This is a genomic window from Rhizobium cerradonense (assembly GCF_030182455.1).
GTDB lineage: Bacteria > Pseudomonadota > Alphaproteobacteria > Rhizobiales > Rhizobiaceae > Rhizobium.
The window spans coordinates 340994-358768 of sequence record NZ_JAQJCK010000007.1 but is presented as its reverse complement, the minus strand read 5'-3'; the positions used below and the strand labels follow the sequence as shown (position 1 = coordinate 358768).

Below are 17775 nucleotides of genomic sequence, written 5' to 3'. Positions count from 1 at the left end.
GAAAATGCATGCAAATCCAAATAGGCTGTTCTATTATTTAGATCAATGAACAGAACCCAGCTCTCTCAGTTGGCGGTCCTCGCCGCCGTTGCCGCCCATCGCAGCTTCCGCGCCGCCGGCAAGGAATTATCGATTGCGCCCTCCGCCGTCAGCCATGCGGTCTCCAGCCTGGAGGAAAGCCTCGGCGTGCGGCTGCTTGCCCGCACCACCCGAAGCGTGGCGCCGACGGAGGAGGGTAAGCTGTTGTTGGAACGCCTGGCGCCGGCACTGGAGCAGATCGATATTGCCTTGGAGGATACGCTTGCCGCCCGCGGGCGTCCGGCCGGCAACCTTCGCATCACCGCGCCGCGTTTTGCGACCGACCTGCTGCTCGCCCCGCGGCTCGGCGATTTCCTGAACACCTATCCCGATATCACGCTGGAGATCGCCAATGAGGATGGCTTCAGCGATATCGTCAAGGAAGGTTTCGATGCCGGCATTCGCCTGGAGGAGAGCATCGAAGGGGATATGATCGCGGTAAAGGTCTCGCCGGATATCCGCACCGTCATCGCCGGCTCCCCGGCCTATTTCGACAAGAATCCGAAGCCTTTGCATCCGCGCGATCTCGTCCATCACCGCTGCATCAAGCGGCGATTTACCGATGGCTCCCTCTATCGCTGGGAGTTCGAGAAGGACGGTCGTGAGTTGATCGTCGCCGTCGACGGGCCTTTGATCGTGATCGAGGACCGGCTTGCGGTTCTGGCGGCGATCAATGGCGCCGGCCTAGCCTATCTGTTTGACATCCGCGTGCAGCAGGAACTGGCCGAGGGCAAGCTCATCCGCGTGCTGGAGGACTGGTGTGCACCCTATCCCGGCTTCTGCATCTATTATTCCAGCCGTCGTCAGATGCGCCCGGCACTCAGGGCCTTCATCGATTTCTTCAAATATACCGGGCAATAGGAGAGCAGCGGGGCAGGCCCCGCCGCTCTTGCCACGAGGCAATCACGCTGCGGCTTTCTGATTGGCAGCGGTCATCGCCAGCTTCGAGAGGATCTTGTCGGTATTTCCCTCTTCCTGCAGCGTCTGGTCGAGTAGCTTCACCACCTGCTGCTGGCCGAGTGTGTTCGCCCAGGTGCGCAGCGTGCCGTAGCGGGCAATCTCATAATGCTCGACGGCCTGCGCGGCGGAAATCAGCCCGGCATCGAGAGCAGGCGTTCCCTTGAACTCATCGATGATCTCTTCGCCTTCGGCGATGATCCCTTGGATGGCTTCGCAAGTCTTGCCTTGCGCGCGTTTGCCGATCAGTTCGAACACCTGCTGCAGGCGTTCCACATGTCCTTCGGTTTCCTGCAGATGCTTTTCGAAGCCGGCCTTGAGATCCGGCGATTGCGCTGCGCGAGCCATCTTGGGCAGTGCCCGAACGATTTGCCGCTCGGCATAATAGATGTCCTTCAGTGTATCGTAGAACAGATCTTCCAACGTCTTGTCCTTGGCCATTATCTCTCTCTCCGTGTTGTCAGAGCCTGATTTTTCTGGAATGCCGCTCGACGGCGACCCCTACAGAAGCCAGTGCAATCCCAATTGTTCCCGCTGCTGACAAAATTCGGGGTGGCGGCGTGAGATAAGGTGTCTGTACCAGTCACGCGGGCGGAGAGAGGTTCGAGACGATGAAGAAGCCGGGATCGATGAAGGGGCTGGAGGAGCTCGGCCGCGTCCGGCTGTCGAAGAATTTCTTCCTGCGTGATTTCCTGCACTCGGAGATCGCCGATTTCCATCGCATTCCGAATATCCCCGATGATCCTGATCTGGCAATCGAGACCGGCAGCCGGCTTTGCGAGGAGCTGCTGGAGCCGCTGCAGGCGACCTTCGGACGACTGCATATCCGTTCAGGCTACCGCGCGCCCGAGGTCAATGCCTTCGGCAACAGGAACGGCTTCAATTGCTCGACCAATGCCCACACCGCCACGCATCATATTTGGGATATGCGCGATCTTTATGGTTGCATGGGCGCGGCAGTCTGTATCGTCGTGCCGTGGCTTATCGACAATTGCCGCGAAGAGGGAGATTGGCAGAAGCTTGCCTGGTGGATCCACGATCACCTGCCCTACGCTTCGCTCTGCTTCTTCCCGAAGTTGTGGGCCTTCAACATCCAATGGCACGAGCGGCCGCAACGGACGATCCAGAGCTATGCCCCGCCGCGCGGCATGCTGACCAAGCCCGGCATGGCAAATTGGCAAGGCGATCATTCGGCCCTCTACGAAGGGTTTCCGAAACCGATTATTTGACTGGGCATGATCTTATCCAAAAACCGCTTCACACTTTTTGGGATCAAGCCCTAAAAACTGATGCGGTAACGAATGTGGCCGTCGCTCTCGACATAGCTGTCATAGAGCTTGCGGGCCGTCGTGTTGCTCTCTTCCGTATGCCAATAAAGCCTCGCCCAGCCGTTCTTTTGGCAGAGGGCGACGAGGTCATCCATCAACGCCTGGCCGACACCCCGGCCACGTGCGCTTTCATCGACGAACAGGTCTTCCAGATAGCAATCCGGCGTACGCACCCAGGTGCCCTCATGCGTCAGGCAGAGCGTGAAACCCTTGACCTCGCCATCGACTTCGGCGACGCGCATGAAGATGGCGGACGCCGGATCGAAGACCCGGCGCCATGTCTTGTCGGTGATATCCGGTGCGATGCCGACGCCATAGAAAGCGAGATAGTCGGCCCAGAGCTCGCGCCAGCGGCTTTCGTCTTCAGGCTTGGCATCGCGGATCACCACGGTCATCGTTTTGTTCCTGCCTACGTTATTCGCCGGCTTTGTCGAGCAGGCTCATCGCTTCGTCGGAAAGCGAAAGCTTTGCCGAATTGATCAGCGCGTCGAGCTGGCTGAGACTGGTGGCGCTGGCGATCGGCGCGGTAACACCCCGTTTGCGCAGCAGCCAGGCGAGCGCGACATCGGCCGGCGTGGATTTGGTTTCCGCCGCGACTGTATCAAGAGCAGCGAGAATGCGGAAACCCTTGTCGTTGAGATAAGTCGCGACGCGGTTTTCGCGTGCCCGGCCTTCGGTATCGGCCTTGCTGCGGTATTTGCCGGTGAGGAAGCCGGCCGCGAGGCTGAAATAGGTGATGACGCCGATTTCTTCCTTGACGCAGAGGTCCGCGAGCGGACCTTCGAAGCTGTCGCGCGCATAGAGATTATATTCCGGCTGCAGCACGTCGTAGCGCGGCAGGCCAGCCTTGGCCGCGGCGTCGAAGGAGGCCTGCAACTGTTCGGCATTGAGATTGGAGCAGCCGGCATGGCGAATCTTGCCCTGTTCCTTCAGCTTGGCATAGGCGCCGAGCGTCTCCTCATGCGGGGTTTCCGGGTCCGGCCAGTGCGAGAGGTAGAGGTCGATATAGTCGGTCTGTAGGCGCTTCAGCGAATCCTCGACCGCCTGCAGGATGTAGTCCGCCTTCAGCCCTTTCTTGCCGGGACCCATTTCCGAGCCGACCTTGGTGATGATAATGGCCTTGTCGCGGGCGACACGGCCCTGCTTCAGCCACTTGCCGATGATCTCCTCGGAATCGCCGCCCTTGTTGCCCGGAACCCAGCTTGAATAGACGTCGGCTGTATCGATTGTGTTGAAGCCGGCGTCGAAGAAGGCGTCGAGCAGAGCGTAGGAGGTCCTCTCATCGGCCGTCCAGCCGAAGACATTGCCGCCGAAGACGATCGGCGCGGTGAAAAGATCAGTTCGTCCAAGCTTACGCATTTCCATAATGGCTCTCCAAATCACTTGAGCAAAAACCGGCGTGGGGAAAAGGCCGGAAGGGGAGGGGACGTCGCGGCAAGCTATCGTTCTACCATTGGAAATGCCACTAACGATTATTTTATTCGGCCGCCGATCGTCGGTAGTGGCTGGGCGGCAGCTCATTATACTTCGACCAGACGCGCCGCATATGCCGCGGCGAGGCGAAACCGGATTTTTCCGCCACGCGCTCCATATCCAGCCGCGAGTTAGCGAGCACATCGCGGGCGAGCGTGACGCGCATCAGATTGACATAGGCGGTTACCGACAGCCCGGCATGCTCCTGAAACAGGCGGGAAATATGCCGCGCGCTCATCGCGCCGATACCGGCGAGCTCCGCGAGCGACCAGCCATGGGCGGGATCGGCCATGATCGCATCCTGAACGCGGTGAATGGCGGGATGCACATGGTTGCGGCCGCTGAGCCAGGGCGAAAGCTGCGGGTCGGCGCCGGTGCGGCGCATGTAGACGACCATGTGTCGGGCGATGGTCAACGCTGTCACCGGCGAGGTGAGTTTCGAGACGATGTGCAGCATCAGGTCCGTGCCGGTGGAGATGCCGGCGCTGGAATAGCGCTCACGGTCCTCGACGTAGAGCCGGTTGTCGAGAACCCGCGCAGTCGGGGCATGGTGCTGAACTTCCTCGATGCACGCCGCATGCGTCGTGCAGGCATAGCCCTCGAGCAGCCCGGCGCGGGCAGCAAGCACGGCCCCGGAACAGATGGTGATGAGGGTGACGCCCGGACGGATTGCCGTCCTTAGCCAGGTGGCAAGGAGCTCATTCTCTTCATCGATGTCGCCGGCATCAGCCGGCGGCGTGACGCTGCCGGAGACGATAACCAGTGCACCATCGGGAACGCGATCGGGCAGCGGCAGCAGGTCGGCAAGCGTCAGGCCGATCGAAGTGGTCTGGGTCGGCCGGGCAGCAATGAAACGGTAATCGAACAGGATATCCTCCTGTTCGATATTGGCGCGGCGCAGAACCTCCACCGGCCCGGCGACATCCATCAGCAGCGTATAGGGCGGCAGTACGACATAGACAGGAATGGTCCGGAGGTGTCGGCCGGTTTGGTTCATGCAGCGCTCCTGGTGGTCGCGGCGGCAAGCGTATCTTCCACGGTGGCGATGCGGGCGAAACGGCCTGATAGCACCAGCTCGGTCCGCTTCTTGATATCGTCGGCGCTGAACACCGTGCCGGAGGCGTGCGTCATCGGAAAAGTCAGCGTCGCCTCGGTGACATAGTCGACATCGTAGCCGAGGTCCGAGGCGTGGCGCGTCGTTGTTTCGCAGCATTGTTCGGTGCGGATGCCGGAAACGATCAGTTTGCGGATGCCGTTTTCCACCAGCCAGACGTCGAGACCGGAACCCACGAGCGCGGAATGGCGGGTTTTGTGAAATACGGCGTCAGCCTCCAGCGCAATCTCCTCGAGCTTGCGGACATATCCGCTCGCCAGGCTGAAATGCTCGTCGCCATCGACATGGAAAATCTGGACCACCGGAATGCCGCGGGCTTTGGCTCCGTCGATCAGTGCCTGTAGCCGGTCGACGAAATCCGGCAGATCATCGGTTTGCCAGTATGGGCGCTGACGAAAGGACTCCTGAACATCGATGACCAGCAAGGCGGTGTCGGCATGGGACATTTTCGTATCTCCTGTGTTTGAAGGATAACCGAAGCTAGACCCGCCTTGATAGCCTCAAAAGCCAAATGCCGGACAAAATGAGGACAAATCCGGCCATAGAGACATCCAGCAGCGCAACGAGTTTTCGGCTTGACGCTGCTCCATGCCATTGCGCCTTGGATAAGTGCCGAATAGAGTTGGTCCCGGTTTCGTCGCGAGCGAGACGACCCATCGTTTCGTTCCACCCATCAATTTCATAAGGTCCTGTTCGAAAGCCGCTCAGCGCTTGCCGCCCTGCGGTTGTTTGCTTCGGGATCGTGCTCCAGGAGGAAAATCATGCTGCGTTTCGGAATTTTGTCGACCGCCAAGATCGGCCGCGAACTCGTCGTGCCGGCTATTCAGGATGCGGAAAATTGCGTGGTGACGGCAATCGCCAGCCGTGATCTGGGGCGCGCTCGCGACATGGCGGATCGCTTCTCCGTCCCGCATGCTTTCGGCTCCTACGAGGAAATGCTCGCCTCGGACACGATCGATGCCGTCTATATTCCGCTGCCGACTTCGCAGCATGTCGAATGGACGATCAAGGCGGCCGATGCCGGCAAGCATGTGCTCTGCGAAAAGCCGATTGCGCTGAAGGCCGACGAGATCGACAGCCTGATCGCTGCCCGCGACCGCAACAAGGTGCTGGTGACGGAAGCCTATATGGTTACTTATACGCCGGTCTGGCAGAAAGTCCGCTCGCTGCTGCAAGCCGGCGCCATTGGCCGGCTGCGGCACATCCAGGGCGCCTTCACCTATTTCAACCGCGATGCCGGCAATATGCGCAACATCCCCGAGCTCGGCGGCGGTGGCCTGCCCGATATCGGCGTCTATCCGACGATCAGCAGCCGCTTCGTCACTGGTCGCGAACCCCTGCGCATCCAGGCGGTCACCGAGCGCGATCCGGAATTCGGCACGGACATCTATTCCAGCGTCAAAGCCGATTTCGGCGATTTCGAAATGACCTTCTATATCTCGACGCAGATGGCTGCCCGCCAAGTCATGGTTTTCCACGGCACGGACGGTTTCATCGAGGTGAAGTCTCCCTTCAATGCCGACCGCTATGGCGCCGAAGAGCTGGAGCTGACCAATCGCGGCCACTCGGAATCGCAGATCTTCCGTTTCCCCGATAGTCGTCAGTACAAGCGCGAGGCGGAAGCTTTTGCCTCGGCCGCAATGGGCAAGGGTGCAGAAGTCGTGACGCTCGAAAGCTCGAAGCTCAATCAGAAGGTCATCGACGCCATTTATCGCGCCAGCGAAAAGGATGGCTGGGAGCCGGTCTGAACTGGTGGAGCATGATCCCAAAAAGTGCGCAGCGGTTTTTGGATAAGATCATGCAAAATCAAAGAGCTAGAGCATGATGACGATTCGAAGGAAGTCATCGTCCTCTAGGGATTTTGACGGTGGCGGAAGACGAAGCGTGAATAGCCAAAGAAGCTGAACGCAGTCGCCGCCGCCGAGGCCAGGATCAGCGCGATGATTGGCTTAAGGGTTGGCGCGGAAACGAGCAGCGAGCTGAACAGGGCATAGTTCAGCAATGCCGAGGTCAGGCCGACCGAACCATAGCGGAAGCCTTCGGCCGCGAGCGAGCGGTTGGAACGGCCAAAGGTGAAATTGCGGTTGAGGAACCAGGTGGCGAGCAGTGCGCTCGGGATCGAGATTGCTCGGCCGACGAAGGGGCCGAACGGCGTGAACCAGAGCAGCAGATGCAGCACGCCCGCATCGACCACGAAGCCGATGCCGCCGGCGATCAGGAAGCGAAGGAGCTTCTTCATGCAGCCTTGGCCTTTTTCCTCCGGCTCGCCGGCTTTTCGTGTTCGGCCATATAGAGCGTTTGCTCATCGCCAATCTGCCGCGATGGCGGTTTGGCCAAGCTCATATAGTGGATGCGAAGCTGTTCGGCGCGGGCGCGAGCGACGGAATCGAGGATCAGTCCGGCTGTGAACAGCATGAAGGAAATCATCATCAACGCCATCGACAGTACCCAGGTGGGCATGCGGGCGACCATGCCGGTTTCGAAATATTCGACAAAGACCGGGATCATGAAGCCGATACTCGCTTCCATGAACATGGCGCCCAAAATGCCGAAGAAGGCGAAGGGCCGCGTTTCCTTCATCAGCATCGCGAACATCCAGAGGATCTTCCAGCCGTCGCGGAAGGTCGAAAGCTTGGAATGCGAACCCTCCGGCCGACGACCGTAATCGAGTTCCAATTCGCTGACGGGCAGCTTCAGCCGGGAAGCATGCACCGACATTTCCGTCTCGATCTCGAAACCGCCGGAGACAGCCGGGAAGCTCTTGACGAAGCGCCGGGAGAAAGCGCGGTAGCCGGAGAAGATATCCGTGAAATCGGCGCCGAAGATCGTGCGGTAAAGCCAGTTGAAGATCCGGTTGCCGAAGGCATGGCCCTGTCGGCCGGCATCGTCATGTACGCCGCGGCGTGTGCCCACCACCATGTCCGAGCCTTCGGTCAGAAGTGTGCGGATCAATTCCTCGGCATCATCAGGCGCATAGGTGCCGTCGCCATCGGCCATGAGGTAGATGTCTGCGTCGATATCAGCAAACATGCGGCGCACCACATGGCCTTTGCCCTGACGCCGCTCGCGTACGACGGTCGCGCCCGCAAGCATGGCATGCAGCGCTGTGCCATCGGTGGAGTTGTTGTCGTAGACGTAAATGCCGGCATTCGGCAGCGCCTCGCGAAAGCCGCGTACGACCTGGCCGATGGTTGCGGCCTCGTTGTAGCAGGGCAGGAGAACGGCGATATTCAGGTTCTCATTCCACATGGTCTCTGGCCAATTCCTACGCATGACTTTCACTTGAGGCCCCGACGGATAATTCGAATGAGAACTTATCCCGCTGCGCGTTAATAAGACCCTATGGCTGAGGATGAAAAATGGCAGGTTGTGATCTCTGCGGGAACATTATCGTGATATCGGCTGCGGCGTGGGCCTGCTTTACCCTTTCTTGATCGGCAGCCGTTAGCATGGCGCCCTTGCATGTCCTTCAAACACGAGGTTCGAAATGGTGCAGGCGGTGGGATTATCGCGTGGATCGGCACTGGCGGTAACGCAGAAGACGTCTTCGCGCTGGTCGCAGCCATGGCTCGTCTCGCTGATCTACAGCGCCGTCATCATCGCCGCGCTGTTGATCCTCAATCGTCACGCCACGGACTATGTCGGCCCCGACAATGACGACATCATGCGCCTGGTCGAAGTACGCGATTTTCTCGGTGGCCAAGGCTGGTTCGACATGGTGCAATACCGCCTTGGCCTCGATGGCGGCACGCTCATGCATTGGTCGCGCTTCATCGACCTGCCGATCGCTGGCCTGATTGCCTTCTTTCGACTGTTCCTTGCGCCGGAAAACGCGGAGGCGGCAGCGCTTACGGTTTGGCCGCTGCTGCTCGTGCTGCCGCTGATGTTCTCCATGGGCCTAGCCGGACGCCGCATCGCCAGCACGGAAGGCATGCATTTCTCGCTCGGTCTGACGGCGCTCTTCATCCTGGTGTCGAGCCGTTTCAAGCCGGGCTCCATCGACCATGACAATGTGCAGCTCGGGCTTGTCGCGCTCACGGCCGCCATGCTGGCCGACGAAACCTGTAGGCCGCGTAATTTCGTCATCGCGGCCATCGCCCTTGCCATCGCCCTCGGCATCGGTGCGGAGACCACGCCGTTCGTCGCGGTCGCCTGCATGGCTGTTGCCGGGCTCTGGGCGTGGGATGGCGAGATTTTCGCGCCCGCCGCCCGCGCCTTCGCCTTGACGCTGACGATCGCCGTCAGCGCCGCTTTCTTCGCGCTGGTGCCGCCGCATCTCTATTCCAACGTCACATGCGACAATCTCTCGCTCGGCTTCTATAGCATCATCAGCATCGGCGGCGCCGGCCTGTTATTGTCCGCGCTGTTTGCCAGCCGCCTGTCGCGTCCCTGGCGTCTGGCGGTGTTGGCGGCCAATGGCGCCGTTGTCTTCGCGACGACATTGGCGATCGCGCCCCAATGCCTGCGCAATCCGCTCGCCGATCTCGATCCGATGCTGGTGCAACTTTGGTTGAACAGCGTCACCGAGGCGCAGTCGATCCTGACCCTGTCCCATCATCAGCCGGATTCGCTCGGCGCGTTCTATGCCACCGGCCTCATGGCGATCGTGGTCTGCATCTTCCGCATGATGCGCGGCGAGCGTGCCCGCTTGCATGCCGTCCTTTTGGCGATGGTGGCCGTCAATTGGATCATCGCGCTGGTGCAGGTGCGCGGAGCCGAGTTTTCCAATCTGCTCGCCATTCCGCCGCTCGCGCTGCTGCTTGCCGAGCTTCGTCGCATCTCCGTCGCTGACACGGAAGATATGGGCGCGGCCTTCTTTTATGTTGCCGCCACGCTGCTTTCGGTACCCGCCGTCTGGGCCGTCGGCGGCGCGCTTGCCAACAACGGGATCGCAAACAGTTTCTCCGCTCCAGTCGCCAATGCGGAAGAGAAGGGAGAATGCGCCTCAAAGGACGCGCTGGCGCCGATCGCTAGTCTCGATCCCGGCGTCGTTGCCGCGCCGTCCAACATGGGCTCGCCCATGCTGCGCTTCACGCCGCATCGCGTGCTGTCGGCTCCTTATCATCGCAACCAGGGTGGTATGCTGACCGAGCTGCACATCGGCCTTGCGGAGCCGAAAGAGGCAGAAGCCTTCCTGCGCGGCGCCCATGTAACATTGCTTGCCTTCTGCCCCAGCGACCCGCAAGTGGAAGAAGTTTCCAAGCTGAAGCCGGAAGGGCTCTACGCCCAACTCGGCCAGGGGCATGTGCCCGCCTATCTCGAACCGATCCCAGTGGCGGCGAAGTCGGACGTGCAGTTCTTCCGGTTCAAGCCGCAGGATTGAGGGTGCCCGTATCGCAGGTGGGCTGACTATTGCAGCCGATGCGACTCTGTCACAAATCGCCGATAGCCTGCGTTATCTAGTATGTCGGACCAACGGATCTTCATGGAAGAACAATCGCGCGCTGAACCGTCGAACATCCTGCGCAAGGTGAGTGGGCGCTTCTTTCGTTCTGTCCCTGTCGAACGCCTCGACCATGTCCTCGATCCTCCGGACGAGAGGAGCGCGGGCCGCTATCATCGGCTCGGTCAGCCTGCCCTTTATATGAGTGCGTCCCCCGAGTGGGCGGTCATGGCGATTTCAGGTTATATGCGCGAAGACGGGCGGAGGCGTGTTGTTGTGCCGTTGTTGGTCGGCGACGCATTTGTGCTCGATCAGCATGATCAGCAGGCGTGTGAACGGCTCGGCATTGATCGGAATGCCTCCAATTTCCCCTGGCGCCCCGCACTGGCTGCCGGCGAGGAGCCGCCGTCCTGGCGCACCGCCGATGCTGCCAGAGCGGCGGGTGCCGATGGCATCATCGATCGATCAAGAATGATCCCCGGTGGCTGGCATCTCAATCTGTTTCGCTGGAATGCGCTCGGCGGTCCATCTGTCGAGGTGAGCGGTGATCCGGTTGAGATTACTTTGTCGGAAGATGGCCCGAAGTGGGGTCTGTAACCAAAGCTTTGTAAATCCCTTTTGCGCACATGCGCCCGGATCAGGCCTGGCGACGCTCCAGCACGTCGAGCGTGATGAGATAACCAATGAAGCCGAGGTTGTAACCGCCGAGCGCAACGAACAATGTCGTCAGAGGCGGCGGAACCACGGAGGCGGCGACGGCTGCCATGAAGGCGATGCTGACCAAGGCCGCGCCCAGGATCGAACCGATCGCCGAACGCTGCAGGCCGGCCGCAATTCCGATGATCATGGCGGTTACGAATATCATCGCTCCACCTCCTCTTTACCAAAAACAAGTTTGCACAGAATTGCACGAGGATGGCTAAGAAAGGCTTTGTTGATAGGGTTAACGCATGATGAAGGAATAGGCTCCGCATTTGCGGCGACTTTCGATAAAAGGACCGTATGAGCAGCTTCTTTGAGAATGATTCGCCGACGAATCTTGCGGAATATTCCGTCTCGGAATTGTCCGGATCGATCAAGCGCACCGTTGAGAGCGCCTTCGATCAGGTGCGTGTGCGCGGCGAAATTTCCGGCTATCGCGGACCGCATTCCTCCGGCCACGCCTATTTTGCCCTGAAGGATGACCGGGCCCGCATCGACGCGGTGATCTGGAAAGGCGCATTTTCCAAGCTGAAATTCCGCCCCGAGGAAGGAATGGAAGTCATCGCCACCGGCAAGGTGACGACCTTCCCGGGCTCCTCGAAATACCAGATCGTCATCGAAACGCTGGAGCCGGCAGGCGCTGGTGCGCTGATGGCTCTGCTGGAGGAGCGCAAGCGCAAGCTCGGCGCCGAGGGCCTGTTCGATGCGGATCGAAAGCGCCGTCTTCCTTTCATGCCCAAGGTCATCGGTGTCGTCACCTCGCCGACCGGCGCGGTCATCCGCGACATCCTGCACCGCATCTCCGATCGTTTCCCCGTGCATGTTCTGGTGTGGCCGGTGAAGGTGCAAGGTGACGGGTCCGGCGATGAGGTGGCGAATGCGATCCGCGGCTTCAATGAATTTGTACCAGGGGGCGCCGTTCCCCGCCCGGACGTGCTGATCGTCGCCCGTGGCGGCGGCAGCCTGGAGGATCTCTGGAGCTTCAACGACGAGGCGGTCGTCCGCGCTGCCGCGGCGAGCGAGATTCCATTGATCTCCGCCGTCGGTCACGAGACCGACTGGACGCTGATCGACTATGCCGCCGACGTACGGGCGCCGACGCCGACTGGAGCCGCGGAAATGGCCGTGCCGGTCAAGGCTGAACTTGAGGCACAGCTCGCAAGCCTTTCCGCCCGCCTGCAGGGCTGTATGGGCAGGCAGATGGATCAGCGTCGGCAGGCGGTGCGTGCCCTGCTTCGGGCGCTGCCCTCGCTCGACCAGCTTCTGGCCCTGCCGCGCCGCCGCTTCGATGAGACCGCCGCCGGGCTGGGCCGTGGGCTGGAGATGAACACGCTCAACAAGCGCCGCGCCTTCGAGCGCATCGCCGCGCATCTGCGGCCCGATGTGCTGTCGAATCGTATCGCCGAGCGGAGGCAGATGCTGAGCGAGCGGATCAATCGCGCTGAGCGCACCGTCGAGCGGATGATCGATCGCGCCCGCGCCCGCATCGGCCGCGCCGATGCGGTTTTCGCCACGCTGCCGTCGCGGCTGGCGGCGCAGACCGGCCGCGCCCGCGATCTGTTAGGCAATCTTTCCCGCCATGCCGACACCGCGATACGCCATCAGCTCGTGCGGGCGCGTGGCGAGTTGGTGGCCCAGGAGCGGATTTTGCAATCGCTTTCCTACAAGAACGTGCTGAAGCGTGGCTACGCCGTCGTGCGCGACGCGACCGACCGGCCCGTTTCTTTGGCAGCAGCGCTTGCCACGGGCGCCGCGATCTCGATCGAATTTGCCGATGGCCGCATCGGTGCCGTCACCGGCGACAACCCTGCCACTGCATCGCCGGGGGTGCCGCCGGAAGGCACGCCGCCGCCGAAGAAGCGGGCCGCGAAACCGGCTGATGCCGCCGATCCGCCGAAGCAGGGAAGCCTGTTCTAATGCGCATCCTCCTCGTGCTCGCCCATCCTCTTGGGGATAGTTTTGCGGCTGCAGTAGCGAAAACTGCGGAGGAGACTCTCGTCGCCGGCGGGCATCAGGTGGATCTGCTCGATCTCTACCGTGAGGATTTCGACCCGCGCCTCTCCGAAGTCGAGCGGCGCGGTTATTTCGATGAGCCTTATGACGCTTCCGTCGTCGAGAATATCGTCGCCCGGCTGCAGGCGGCCGAGGGGCTGATGCTGGTCTTTCCACAGTGGTGGTTCAATTTTCCGGCCATCCTCAAGGGCTTCTTCGATCGGGTCTTCGCTCCCGGCGTCGCTTTCCGCCACGATGCTGCCGGCGGCCGCATTGTGCCGCAATTGAGCAATATCCGCCTGTTCTGGGCGTTGACGACGACTGGTTCGCCCTGGTGGATCGTGCATCTCTACATGGGCAATCCGGTGCGCCGCCTTTTGAAACGTGGCATCGCCGCCTTCTGCTCAAAGCGGCTCGATTTCCGTATGTTGACCCTGCACGATATGGATCGGATCGGCGAAGCCGGGCGTCTTGCCCATCTTGCACGCGTCAGGAATGCCCTGGCTGCCCTTTCGCTTTGAACCAACTAATCCTCCCGGTATCCAACCAATCAATTCGGCTGATATGCGGTTTTGGCGACGTATGTTATTCTAACACCATGTTTTTTTAGGAGGGCCATACGATGAGGTTGGCCTCTTATAACGTCGAAAACCTGTTCGACCGCGCCAAGGCGATGAATCTCGATAGCTGGGATGAAGGCCGCCCGATCTTGGAGAAGTTCGCCGCACTCGAAGGCCTGCTCGGCCAAGTGAGCTATAACGACGCCGACCGGAAAAGGATGACGGAACTGATCGTCCAGCTTGGCCTGGAGAAAAGCGATACCGGTCCCTTCGTTCTCCTTCGGCGCAATCGCGGTGCGCTGTTGACGCGGCCGAAGACGGGCGGTGTCGTCGTCATCGCCGATGGCCGCGCCGATTGGGTCGGCTCGCTGGAGCTGCGCGAAGAGCCGGTGGATGAAGAGGCGATGCGCAACACGGCGCGCGTCATCGGCGATGTCAATGCCGATGTGCTGGGTATTGTCGAAGTCGAAGGCCGGCCGGCACTCTCTTCCTTCAATTCATTGATCGTGCCGGCTGTCGGCGGCGATCCTTTCGCGCATGTCATGGTGATCGACGGCAATGATGAGCGCGGTATCGATGTCGGTCTCATGACGCGGAAAGATTTCCCGATCGATTTCATGCGCAGCCATGTCGATGATCGCATGCCGGATGGTTCGCTGCTCTTCTCGCGGGATTGCGCCGAATATCGTGTTACGACGCCCGCCGGCGCGACGCTCGTCGTTTTGGTCAACCATTTCAAAAGCAAGGGCTATGGCGGCGTGCAGGTTTCCGATGCCCGCCGCAGGACGCAAGCGAAGCGGGCGCGGGAAATCTACGAGGCGCTGTTGACGGAAGGTGTCGATTACGTCGCCTTGATCGGCGACCTCAACGACTATCCCGATAGCCAGCCGCTGAAGCCGCTGACCACCAGCACCCTGAAGGATGCCTTTACCCATCCCGACTTCGATGATGGCGGCTATCCCGGTACCTATGGCCTCTGCAACACCACCAACAAGATCGACTATCTTTTCCTGTCGCCGACGCTTTTCGACAAGGTTCAAGGCGGTGGCGTTTTCCGCAGGGGCTTATGGCCGGGATCGAGGCCGAAGCGCTGGGACGTCTATCCGGAGCTGACGGCGGAAAAACAGGGCGCCTCGGACCATGCGGCCGTATGGGTGGATCTCGATATCTGAAAATACCTTCGCTCCATCGAAACGAAGGTATTGATGACTTACGCCCACTCGCCTCTGCGCATGACCGGCACGCGCGAGCCGTCGAACTTGATGCCGTCGATGTCGACCTTGTCGGAGCCGATCATCCAGTCGATGTGAATGAGGCTGGAATTGCCGCCCTGGGCCTTGATCTGCTCCTGGCTCAACGTCGCGCCATCGATGAAGCACTTGGAGTAGCATTGGCCGAGCGCGATGTGGCAGGACGCATTTTCGTCGAACAGCGTGTTGTAGAACAGGATGCCGCTGGCCGAGATCGGCGAGGAATGCGGCACCAATGCCACTTCGCCGAGGCGCCGCGCGCCTTCGTCGGTATCCAGCACCTTGTTCAGCACCTCTTCGCCGCGCGACGCCTTCGCCTCGACAATGCGGCCGCCTTCGAAGCGAACCCGGATATTGTCGATCAGCGTGCCCTGATGCGAGAGCGGCTTGGTCGAGGAGACATGACCTTCAACACGCAGCGCATGCGGCGTGGTGAACACCTCTTCGGTCGGGATGTTCGGGTTGCAGGTGACGCCGTTTTTGGCGACCGAGGCGCCGCCATGCCATTCGTGGCCATCGGCAAGGCCGATCTTCACGTCCGTGCCCGGACCCTGGAAGTGCAGGGAGGCGAAGCGCTGGCCGTTCATCCAGGCCGAACGCTTGTGCAGATTGGCATTGTGCTCAGCCCAGGCCCCGATCGGATCCGGCACGTCGACGCGCGAGGCGGCGAAGATCGCCTTGGCGAGCTTGGCGACGGCGATGCCTTCCGGATCGTCCGGGAAGACCAACTTCGCCCAGGAGGGATTGGGGTAGGAGACGATGTTCCAGTTGATGTCGAAATTGGAGATCTTTTCCAGTGCGGGCTTGTAGGCGGCGGAGTTGGCGCGATTGGCACGCGCGACCCTGGCCGGGTCCTGGCCGGAGAGCAGCATCGGATTATCGCCGGAAATGGCAAGCCGCGCGGCGTTGTTGGCATAGGCCTTGGCCATGCCTTCATAGAGCCAACTCGAGGCGCGGTCGAAGCTCTCCTCATGGCCGTATTCATAGCGGGCAAGCGTGGTTTCTTCGTCGGAATAGAACGTGGTGACGAGACCGGCGCCGGCCTTATAGGCCTCGCGGGTGATCAGCCGCACCAGCGGCATCGCGACGACCGGCGCGGTAATAACCAGGTCCTGGTTCTTCTGCAGTTGCAGCCCGACCTTCACGGCCACTTCGGCAAGCTTTTCCAGCTTGGCGGGATCGACGGGATGATGGTTGGGGGAGGCGAACGTCATGGCAAACCTGCGTGTGAGGATCGGAAGAACGGTCCCAGACTTAGACTTGTTTGCGACGGAAATGAAGGCCGTTTTGTTCTTTTGGCACGATCAGGCAATCAACGGCGCGGCCTTCGCCTTCAAAATCCTCAGCGCATCCTGGGGGTTAAGGCGCACTTGCAGGCCGCGCTGGCCGCCGTTGATATAGACATAGGCCTCGGCCATCGCCTGTGCCTCGATCGCCGTCGGCACCGTCTTCTTCTGGCCGAAAGGGCTGATGCCGCCGACATGATAACCCGTCAGCCGCTCGGCATCGGCGGGCTTCATCATAGCCGCCGATTTGCCGCCAAACGCGCCGGCGAGCTTTTTCATGCTGACCTCATGATCGGAGGGGACAACCACGCAGACCGGCTTGCCATCCACCTCCGCCATCAATGTCTTCAACACCCGATGCGGCTCCTCGCCCAACGCTTCCGCCGCCTGCATGCCGACACGCTCGGCATTCGGATCGTAGTCATAGGTATGGACGGTGAAGGCAACCTTGGCCTGAGTCAGCACCTGCGTGGCGCGGGTGGTTTTGGACATGCGGATACCGGTGTCTTTGGCGATGCGGATCTCATCCGCGCTTAGAATGAATGCGGTCGAGCTTTTCAAGAATTTCCAATCCGCGCGCGCTATCACCGTTTGCTGCTCTCAGGCGGAAGCGTGTTTCGGCGTCGAACTCAGTCAGCGCTTTCGTTGAAAGTTCTTCGAAAAGCTTGTTGAGGCTCGTGCCGCGGGCGGCGGCAAGAGCTTTCAGTCGCTCATGTTGATCGTTTGGAAGGCGGATTGTCAGTGTACTCATGTCAAAGCCTCCTTTGAGTAAGGAATTCACCTGCTGTGCGGATTTCCAACCGTGGAAATAGTAATTCAGCTCGTGCGAAGTCTCTCTTATTTGCCGTTATCAGAGCTGAAGCACCACCGCCGACTGCTAGTTCGATCAGATGATTGTCTGCTTCATCACGTAAATTCGGGCGCCACAAATAGTATATGGGGGTCCACAAACAACTTGAAAGGAAAGCATCCAACAAGGCTATCCGATCGTCTTTCGATATCAGCCGATCATCAAAGAGGGCATCTCTTCCGCATACATCTTCATATTCAGCAAAGAGGGCGTTACCGACTAGTGGAATTAGGTGTCCTTCAAGGCAAAGACGAATGACATGCCGCGGAGCTCCATCCGCATTCATGATGGCTGAGACGAAAATATTTGTGTCGACGACCACTTTCATCAGTTTTTGATAGCATATATGCTATCATTTTGGAAGCCAATTGGCTTTAGTCAGTTTCCGAAAATGCCTGCATAAATCTCCGGCTTGAACCCGATCAACAATTTTTCATCGGCCTCCAGCACCGGGCGCTTTATCATCGAAGGTTGGGCCAGCATCAGCGCGATGGCCCTGTCCTTGGTGAGATCGGCGCGATTTTCTTCGGGGAGTGCCTTGAAGGTGGTGCCGGCGCGGTTGAGGACGGTTTCCCAGCCGGCTTGCGCGGTCCAGCGTTCGAGATGGTCGCGGTCGATGCCGACGGCCTTGTAATCGTGGAAATCATAGGCGATGCCATGGCCTTCCAGCCAGGTCCGTGCCTTCTTCATCGTGTCGCAATTCTTGATGCCGTAAATGGTAATCGTCATGTCGAATCCGTCTCTTGCTGTGCGCTCTCGCATAGCACGCAAGCGGAGATGAGCGAAAGTCTGGGGACGGCTC

General features: G+C 60.2%; 21 protein-coding genes. 8 read left to right on the top strand and 13 right to left on the bottom strand.

The genetic code is table 11. The features are described from left to right. Positions 1 to 45 precede the first annotated feature (45 nt). Complete coding sequence (locus PH547_RS18530; RefSeq protein WP_285169036.1) at positions 46 to 939, top strand: LysR family transcriptional regulator; 894 nt, start codon at positions 46 to 48, stop codon at positions 937 to 939. A gap of 42 nt (positions 940 to 981) precedes the next feature. On the opposite strand, the gene PH547_RS18525 is transcribed toward PH547_RS18530, so the two are convergent. Next, entirely contained in the window at positions 982 to 1476 is a 495-nt protein-coding gene (locus PH547_RS18525; RefSeq protein ID WP_104821702.1) for a YciE/YciF ferroxidase family protein, read from the bottom strand. A 170-nt stretch (positions 1477 to 1646) separates the two neighbouring features. On the opposite strand from PH547_RS18525, the gene PH547_RS18520 reads away from it, so the two are divergent. Then, positions 1647 to 2264 carry a hypothetical protein gene (locus PH547_RS18520; RefSeq protein ID WP_285169035.1) on the top strand — a complete coding sequence of 206 codons (618 nt, stop codon included), beginning with the start codon at positions 1647 to 1649 and terminating at the stop codon, positions 2262 to 2264. A 50-nt stretch (positions 2265 to 2314) separates the two neighbouring features. On the opposite strand, the gene PH547_RS18515 is transcribed toward PH547_RS18520, so the two are convergent. The 4 genes from PH547_RS18515 to PH547_RS18500 form a co-directional block, all read right to left on the bottom strand. Continuing rightward, positions 2315 to 2758: a GNAT family N-acetyltransferase gene (locus tag PH547_RS18515; RefSeq protein WP_285169034.1), complete on the bottom strand. Its 444-nt coding sequence runs from the start codon at positions 2756 to 2758 to the stop codon at positions 2315 to 2317. A 19-nt stretch (positions 2759 to 2777) separates the two neighbouring features. Beyond that, positions 2778 to 3728 carry an aldo/keto reductase gene (locus PH547_RS18510; protein WP_285169032.1) on the bottom strand — a complete coding sequence of 317 codons (951 nt, stop codon included), beginning with the start codon at positions 3726 to 3728 and terminating at the stop codon, positions 2778 to 2780. Between the two features lie 112 nt (positions 3729 to 3840). Next, positions 3841 to 4833, bottom strand: a complete 993-nt coding sequence (locus PH547_RS18505) for a GlxA family transcriptional regulator (RefSeq protein ID WP_285169031.1) — start codon at positions 4831 to 4833, stop codon at positions 3841 to 3843. Further along, entirely contained in the window at positions 4830 to 5396 is a 567-nt protein-coding gene (locus tag PH547_RS18500) for an isochorismatase family protein (RefSeq protein WP_283048666.1), read from the bottom strand. Before PH547_RS18500 ends, PH547_RS18505 begins: the two co-directional genes overlap by 4 nt. A gap of 315 nt (positions 5397 to 5711) precedes the next feature. Here PH547_RS18500 and PH547_RS18495 point away from each other — a divergent pair, with 315 nt between their 5' ends. After that, positions 5712 to 6698 (top strand): Gfo/Idh/MocA family protein, encoded by a 987-nt coding sequence (locus tag PH547_RS18495; RefSeq protein ID WP_285169030.1) that lies wholly within the window; start codon positions 5712 to 5714, stop codon positions 6696 to 6698. 104 nt (positions 6699 to 6802) lie between these two features. On the opposite strand, the gene PH547_RS18490 is transcribed toward PH547_RS18495, so the two are convergent. Together PH547_RS18490 and PH547_RS18485 are read right to left on the bottom strand one after the other, a co-directional pair. Continuing rightward, a complete protein-coding gene (locus tag PH547_RS18490; RefSeq protein WP_104821709.1) occupies positions 6803 to 7189 on the bottom strand; it encodes a GtrA family protein in 387 nt (128 codons plus the stop codon). Further along, a complete protein-coding gene (locus PH547_RS18485) occupies positions 7186 to 8199 on the bottom strand; it encodes a glycosyltransferase (RefSeq protein WP_104821710.1) in 1014 nt (337 codons plus the stop codon). The genes PH547_RS18490 and PH547_RS18485 overlap by 4 nt, the downstream gene beginning before the upstream one ends. 238 nt (positions 8200 to 8437) lie before the next feature. Between PH547_RS18485 and PH547_RS18480 the strand changes: the two genes are divergently transcribed. Next, positions 8438 to 10273 carry a hypothetical protein gene (locus tag PH547_RS18480; protein ID WP_104821711.1) on the top strand — a complete coding sequence of 612 codons (1836 nt, stop codon included), beginning with the start codon at positions 8438 to 8440 and terminating at the stop codon, positions 10271 to 10273. 102 nt (positions 10274 to 10375) lie between these two features. Continuing rightward, the gene (locus PH547_RS18475; protein WP_285169027.1) at positions 10376 to 10930 is read left to right on the top strand and encodes an RES domain-containing protein; all 555 of its coding nucleotides are present in this window, start codon (positions 10376 to 10378) and stop codon (positions 10928 to 10930) included. Between the two features lie 40 nt (positions 10931 to 10970). Here PH547_RS18475 and PH547_RS18470 read toward each other — a convergent pair whose 3' ends face one another. Then, on the bottom strand, positions 10971 to 11198 hold the full coding sequence (locus PH547_RS18470) for a homogentisate export protein (RefSeq protein WP_104821712.1): 228 nt from the start codon (positions 11196 to 11198) through the stop codon (positions 10971 to 10973). 137 nt (positions 11199 to 11335) lie between these two features. Here PH547_RS18470 and xseA point away from each other — a divergent pair, with 137 nt between their 5' ends. From xseA to PH547_RS18455, 3 genes are all read left to right on the top strand, one after another. Beyond that, a complete protein-coding gene (gene xseA, locus PH547_RS18465; RefSeq protein ID WP_285169026.1) occupies positions 11336 to 12952 on the top strand; it encodes an exodeoxyribonuclease VII large subunit in 1617 nt (538 codons plus the stop codon). Then, complete coding sequence (locus PH547_RS18460; RefSeq protein WP_104821714.1) at positions 12952 to 13548, top strand: NAD(P)H-dependent oxidoreductase; 597 nt, start codon at positions 12952 to 12954, stop codon at positions 13546 to 13548. The genes xseA and PH547_RS18460 overlap by 1 nt, the downstream gene beginning before the upstream one ends. Before the next feature lie 101 nt (positions 13549 to 13649). Next, on the top strand, positions 13650 to 14759 hold the full coding sequence (locus tag PH547_RS18455; RefSeq protein ID WP_104821715.1) for an endonuclease/exonuclease/phosphatase family protein: 1110 nt from the start codon (positions 13650 to 13652) through the stop codon (positions 14757 to 14759). Between the two features lie 38 nt (positions 14760 to 14797). Here the strand turns inward: PH547_RS18455 and PH547_RS18450 are convergent, their stop codons facing one another. From PH547_RS18450 to PH547_RS18430, 5 genes are all read right to left on the bottom strand, one after another. Further along, on the bottom strand, positions 14798 to 16051 hold the full coding sequence (locus tag PH547_RS18450; protein WP_104821716.1) for an aminopeptidase: 1254 nt from the start codon (positions 16049 to 16051) through the stop codon (positions 14798 to 14800). Positions 16052 to 16141: 90 nt separating this feature from the next. After that, the gene (gene ybaK, locus PH547_RS18445; protein WP_104824956.1) at positions 16142 to 16615 is read right to left on the bottom strand and encodes a Cys-tRNA(Pro) deacylase; all 474 of its coding nucleotides are present in this window, start codon (positions 16613 to 16615) and stop codon (positions 16142 to 16144) included. Between the two features lie 31 nt (positions 16616 to 16646). After that, positions 16647 to 16874, bottom strand: coding sequence for a toxin-antitoxin system HicB family antitoxin (locus tag PH547_RS18440; protein WP_104821717.1), 228 nt, complete (start codon positions 16872 to 16874; stop codon positions 16647 to 16649). A gap of 1 nt (position 16875) precedes the next feature. After that, positions 16876 to 17301, bottom strand: coding sequence for a putative toxin-antitoxin system toxin component, PIN family (locus PH547_RS18435; protein ID WP_104821718.1), 426 nt, complete (start codon positions 17299 to 17301; stop codon positions 16876 to 16878). A 50-nt stretch (positions 17302 to 17351) separates the two neighbouring features. Continuing rightward, complete coding sequence (locus tag PH547_RS18430; protein ID WP_104821719.1) at positions 17352 to 17702, bottom strand: ArsC family reductase; 351 nt, start codon at positions 17700 to 17702, stop codon at positions 17352 to 17354. Positions 17703 to 17775 lie beyond the last annotated feature (73 nt).

Bases quoted from the DNA above. Each gene is read 5' to 3' on its own strand.
- PH547_RS18530 (WP_285169036.1), top strand. From the start codon at position 46: ATGAACAGAACCCAGCTCTCTCAGTTGGCGGTCCTCGCCGCCGTTGCC.
- PH547_RS18525 (WP_104821702.1), bottom strand. From the start codon at position 1,476: ATGGCCAAGGACAAGACGTTGGAAGATCTGTTCTACGATACACTGAAG.
- PH547_RS18520 (WP_285169035.1), top strand. From the start codon at position 1,647: ATGAAGAAGCCGGGATCGATGAAGGGGCTGGAGGAGCTCGGCCGCGTC.
- PH547_RS18515 (WP_285169034.1), bottom strand. From the start codon at position 2,758: ATGACCGTGGTGATCCGCGATGCCAAGCCTGAAGACGAAAGCCGCTGG.
- PH547_RS18510 (WP_285169032.1), bottom strand. From the start codon at position 3,728: ATGGAAATGCGTAAGCTTGGACGAACTGATCTTTTCACCGCGCCGATC.
- PH547_RS18505 (WP_285169031.1), bottom strand. From the start codon at position 4,833: ATGAACCAAACCGGCCGACACCTCCGGACCATTCCTGTCTATGTCGTA.
- PH547_RS18500 (WP_283048666.1), bottom strand. From the start codon at position 5,396: ATGTCCCATGCCGACACCGCCTTGCTGGTCATCGATGTTCAGGAGTCC.
- PH547_RS18495 (WP_285169030.1), top strand. From the start codon at position 5,712: ATGCTGCGTTTCGGAATTTTGTCGACCGCCAAGATCGGCCGCGAACTC.
- PH547_RS18490 (WP_104821709.1), bottom strand. From the start codon at position 7,189: ATGAAGAAGCTCCTTCGCTTCCTGATCGCCGGCGGCATCGGCTTCGTG.
- PH547_RS18485 (WP_104821710.1), bottom strand. From the start codon at position 8,199: ATGTGGAATGAGAACCTGAATATCGCCGTTCTCCTGCCCTGCTACAAC.
- PH547_RS18480 (WP_104821711.1), top strand. From the start codon at position 8,438: ATGGTGCAGGCGGTGGGATTATCGCGTGGATCGGCACTGGCGGTAACG.
- PH547_RS18475 (WP_285169027.1), top strand. From the start codon at position 10,376: ATGGAAGAACAATCGCGCGCTGAACCGTCGAACATCCTGCGCAAGGTG.
- PH547_RS18470 (WP_104821712.1), bottom strand. From the start codon at position 11,198: ATGATATTCGTAACCGCCATGATCATCGGAATTGCGGCCGGCCTGCAG.
- xseA (WP_285169026.1), top strand. From the start codon at position 11,336: ATGAGCAGCTTCTTTGAGAATGATTCGCCGACGAATCTTGCGGAATAT.
- PH547_RS18460 (WP_104821714.1), top strand. From the start codon at position 12,952: ATGCGCATCCTCCTCGTGCTCGCCCATCCTCTTGGGGATAGTTTTGCG.
- PH547_RS18455 (WP_104821715.1), top strand. From the start codon at position 13,650: ATGAGGTTGGCCTCTTATAACGTCGAAAACCTGTTCGACCGCGCCAAG.
- PH547_RS18450 (WP_104821716.1), bottom strand. From the start codon at position 16,051: ATGACGTTCGCCTCCCCCAACCATCATCCCGTCGATCCCGCCAAGCTG.
- ybaK (WP_104824956.1), bottom strand. From the start codon at position 16,615: ATGTCCAAAACCACCCGCGCCACGCAGGTGCTGACTCAGGCCAAGGTT.
- PH547_RS18440 (WP_104821717.1), bottom strand. From the start codon at position 16,874: ATGAGTACACTGACAATCCGCCTTCCAAACGATCAACATGAGCGACTG.
- PH547_RS18435 (WP_104821718.1), bottom strand. From the start codon at position 17,301: ATGAAAGTGGTCGTCGACACAAATATTTTCGTCTCAGCCATCATGAAT.
- PH547_RS18430 (WP_104821719.1), bottom strand. From the start codon at position 17,702: ATGACGATTACCATTTACGGCATCAAGAATTGCGACACGATGAAGAAG.